Below are 4,400 nucleotides of genomic sequence, written 5' to 3' on the forward strand. Positions count from 1 at the left end.
GCACCCACGAGGCCGGCTTCCGCAACGTTCTGACGCGAGGCCTGCGCGCCTATGCCGACCTCGTCGGCAACAAGCGCGCCTCGATCGTCACCTCGGAAGACGTCATGATCTCGGCAGCGGGCATGCTGTCGGTGTTCATCCGCGAGCCGGAATTCGTCGGCCAGACCAAGGACAGGCTGGCGACGATCGAGGCAATTCGAATTGTCGAGACCGCGATCCGCGATCCGTTCGACCATTGGCTGGCCGACAATCCGCAGGAAGCCTCGAAGCTGCTCGAATGGGTGATCGCACGCGCCGACGAGCGGGTGCGCCGGCGCCAGGAAAAAGAGGTGTCGCGCAAGAGCGCGGTGCGCAAGCTGCGGCTGCCGGGCAAGCTCGCCGACTGCACGCAGAATGCCGCGGCCGGTGCAGAACTGTTCATCGTCGAAGGCGACTCGGCCGGCGGCTCGGCCAAGCAGGCGCGCGACCGCGCCAGCCAGGCCGTGCTGCCATTGCGCGGCAAAATCCTCAACGTCGCCAGCGCCGGCAACGATAAGCTGGCGGCCAACCAACAGATTTCGGACCTGATCCAGGCGCTCGGCTGCGGTACGCGTTCGAAGTACCGCGATGAGGATCTGCGCTACGACCGCGTGATCATCATGACCGACGCCGATGTCGACGGCGCCCATATCGCCTCGCTGCTGATCACCTTCTTCTATCAGGAGATGCCGGCGCTGGTGCGTGGCGGCCATCTCTATCTCGCCGTGCCGCCGCTTTACTCGATCAGGCAAGGCGGCAAGGTCGCCTATGCCCGAGACGACGCCCACAAGGACGAGCTCCTGCGCACCGAATTCACCGGGCGCGGCAAGGTGGAACTGGGCCGCTTCAAGGGTCTGGGCGAGATGATGGCCGCCCAGCTCAAGGAAACCACCATGGATCCGAGGAAGCGAACGCTGCTCAGGATCGATGTAATCGACGCCGAGACGGCGACCAAGGACGCCGTCGATGCGTTGATGGGCACGAAGCCGGAGGCCCGCTTCCGGTTCATCCAGGAACGCGCCGAATTCGCCGAGACGGAAGTGCTGGATATCTAGCCGCCAGCCGGTCCATAACAAGGCTCCAGTTGCGGAGACGAGCATGTGACCAGGACGCGGCTGAAAGGCTATTTCGAGACGAGTTTAGCCGGGTTGACGCAGCCGACGCGCTCCGACTGGATCTTTGCCTTGCGCACCGTTTCAGCCGGCTTGATCGCGCTGCTGGCAGCCTATGCGCTGAAGCTCGACCATCCGCAATGGGCCATGATGACGGTGTTCATCGTCGCCCAGCCGGTTGCCGGCATGGTGCTGGCGAAGGGCTTCTACCGGCTGCTCGGCACGCTGGTCGGCGGCATCGCCGCGATCGGCATCACCACCGTTTTCGGCACCAACCCCTGGGTGCTGGTGACTGTGCTTGCCATCTGGATCGGCATCTGCACCTTCGTCTCGTCGCTGCTGCGCAATCCGGAAGCCTATGGCGCTGCGCTTGCCGGCTACACCGCAATGATCATAGGCCTGCCCGCTTTCGGACAGCCGCATCTCGTCGTCGACCTCGCTGTCGCGCGCTGTGCCGAGATCGTGCTCGGCATCGTCTGCGCCGGCCTGACCAGCCGGCTGATCCTGCCAAAACTGGCCAGCGACGCCATCGTCTCGCGCCTGAAACGCTGCATCCTCGATCTTGCCACCTATGCCGGCGGTGCGTTCTCCGGCGGCGACCCGGCAACGCTGTCCGCGCTGCACCGAAAGCTGGTCACGGATACCCAGACGCTCGGCGAGATGCGCGCCTATGCCAGGCTCGAGGCGCCGAGCTTCGCGCCGCGCGCGCATCCGGTCCGGCGCACGATCGGACAACTGCTCTCGGCGCTGTCGGCGGCACGTGCGTTGCATTCGCATGCCGCTCCGAAGAATGCGGCGCTCATTCCGGTGCGTTCGGAGTTGCAGGCCCTTGTCGGTGAAATGGCCGCGAAGCCCGGCGCGCTGGACGACACCACGCCTTGGGTGGCGCGGCTCGACACCATCTCGGCCAAGGCCCGGCAAATGCCCGATGCCTCGACCGACCAAGGCGACGACAGGGTCGGCACGATCACCCGCCTGACCATTGCCGCCGATTTCGCCGATGCGCTCAAGCAGGTGCTGCGCGGCCTCGATGCCCTGCGTGCGCCTGCCACGCGCCCGGCCAGGGGCAGCAGGCAGCCTGCGCTGGTGGTGCATCGCGATTACGCCGGCGCATCGCGCAACGCGGTGCGCGCTGCCCTTGCGACGCTGCTGGTCGCGGCCTTCTGGTTGACGACGAAATGGTCGGAAGCCGCCGGCACGGTCATTCTCGTTGCCGTCGTGTCGAGCCTATTTGCTGCTCGCCCCGACCCAGTGCAGGTCGCCTGGGGTTTCTTCAAGGGAACGCTTCTGGCGCTGCCGTTTGCCTTTCTCGTCGGCCAGATCGCATTGCCTGCCCTGCCCGGCTTCGGCTGGTTCATGCTGTTTGTCGTGCCGATCCTGGTGCCGACGGCGCTGGCCATGGCCAATCCACGTTATGTCGGCGTGGCGACGGCTTTCGCCATCAACTTTCTCGCCTTCCTCAGTCCACACCAGGCGATGACCTACGATCCCGGACCCTTCTTCGCCGGTTCGGCGTCGATCCTGGTCGGCATCCTGCTGGCGATCGGTGTCTTCATCGTCGTGCTGCCGGCCGATCCTTGGCTCGCGGCCAACCGCATCGTGCGCGCCATGCGTGAGGATCTGGCGCGGCTTTGCCTGCATGAGCGGGTGCCGAGGCGGTCGGCCTTCGAGAGCCTCGCCTACGACCGCATCAACCAATTGATGCCGCTGGTGCAGAATGCCGGTCAGAAAGGCGATGCGGTTCTGGGCGGCGGCGTCGCCGCCGTCACCGTCGGCCTGGAGGTCCTTCGGCTGCGCGATGCGAGCCAAAGCCATGCCATCCCATCCGAGACCGCGCTTTCGATCGCCAACTTCCTGAGAGGGCTGGCGCGCGAACTGCTCTTCCGCGCCCCCGGCGATCCGCAGACATCCACCGTCACCGTCGCCCGGCAATATGCGGCTGGTATTGCCCAGCGAAACGGTACCGGGGAATTGCTGCAGATCGCGGCATCGCTGCGCATCATCGCCGCCGCGATGGAGGATTTTCCGGATTTTTTTGCCAGGGATAGGGGCTAGGCCGCGGCGATCGCCAGCGCGTGGCCGCGTGCGTTTTCGCGCAGCGCGTCGAGATGGATCGACTTGACCAAGGCGGCGAGATTACCCTCGGCGGATTGACCGCCCACTTCCTTGAGCATCAGCCAGCTTACCTCCTGCACACCGGCGACGCGCTTGCCGTTGGCGACCTCGCGCCAGATCTTCAGCGCACGCAGGATGATGGCGTGCGTGGCGCCGGCGAGCCCGGCGCTGCGGAACAATGCCTGCAAGGCCACGTCGTGCCCGCCGGCCAGCAGCGCCCTCACACGTTGTTCGGACTGCTGGCTGAGCGCAACCAGTGCCGAGCCGAAGAAATCGACCTTGCCATGCGCGATGGTGCGGATGAGGAAGCTCGCGGTGAGGTCGCCACGCAGCCTGAGATGCTCGATCAGGGCCGCATGTTCTTCCGTGCGCGTGCCTTCGATCAGCGTCACCGAAGCCTTGACGCAGGCGTCGCGCATGACGCGGTCGGCTCGCGCCGCGCCCATCATCGCCATCACCAGTGGCGACGTTTTCAGCATTTCGCCAAGCTTGACGAGCAGCATATGCCGGCAGTCGGCCGGCAGCCTGACATCCGATATCAGCGCCTCGCGCACCAGCGGCAGGTGCCCATGCCGTTCGGCCATGCGGCGGAAGCTGAGCGAGGCGATGTCGGCGCCGCTGTTGGCGAGCAGCACGGCGCAGGCGTCCGCCTCGCCGATCTCGGCGATGGCCGCTGACAGCGCCATCGAGACGAGCGGCCGGTCTGCGATCAGTTTTTGCGTCGCCTTCGGACTCGAAGCCACGCGGTTGATCAGGTCGGCGTCGGTGAGCAGCGGCGAGCGCGCCAGCACCACGCCGGCGACTTCCGGCTGGTCGGAGGCCAGCACGCTGATGATCTGCATTGGCGCGTGTTGGCTCATCGACAGCGCCTCGGCCATCGCCAGCCGCACCTTTGACGAGGCATCGTCGAGCAACAGTGTCAGCGCCGCCTCTGCGGCGCAGCGGTCCTCGAAGGGCAATTCGGAATTGATGTAGGCTCGGGCCAGAGCGCTCGCCGCCGCGGCGCGCTCCGACACCTTGGCCGTGTAGATCCACTTCAGGAAATGCGAAACAACAACCATGCCCGCCTGCTTACGCCCCTTGCCGGAAGGTTCCGACCCCACTGACGACCGTAGGCAGAATTGGTTTACGAACCGTTCACCATGTTCATTAACT

General features: G+C 65.7%; 3 protein-coding genes. 2 read left to right on the top strand and 1 reads right to left on the bottom strand.

Features of this window, described 5'->3' with window-relative positions:
- Window positions 1–1,073 (top strand): toprim domain-containing protein (locus tag EN914_RS25770; protein WP_245497845.1); only part of this gene is annotated, 1,073 nt, incomplete at its 5' end.
- 45 nt (window positions 1,074–1,118) lie between these two features.
- Window positions 1,119–3,185 (top strand): FUSC family protein, encoded by a 2,067-nt coding sequence (locus EN914_RS25775; protein WP_024505348.1) that lies wholly within the window; start codon window positions 1,119–1,121, stop codon window positions 3,183–3,185.
- On the opposite strand, the gene EN914_RS25780 is transcribed toward EN914_RS25775, so the two are convergent.
- Window positions 3,182–4,306: a DUF2336 domain-containing protein gene (locus tag EN914_RS25780; protein WP_024505349.1), complete on the bottom strand. Its 1,125-nt coding sequence runs from the start codon at window positions 4,304–4,306 to the stop codon at window positions 3,182–3,184. The genes EN914_RS25775 and EN914_RS25780 overlap by 4 nt on opposite strands.
- Window positions 4,307–4,400 lie beyond the last annotated feature (94 nt).

It is taken from the genome of Mesorhizobium sp. M7A.F.Ca.CA.001.08.2.1 (assembly GCF_003998455.1).
GTDB classification, from domain to species: domain Bacteria; phylum Pseudomonadota; class Alphaproteobacteria; order Rhizobiales; family Rhizobiaceae; genus Mesorhizobium; species Mesorhizobium ciceri.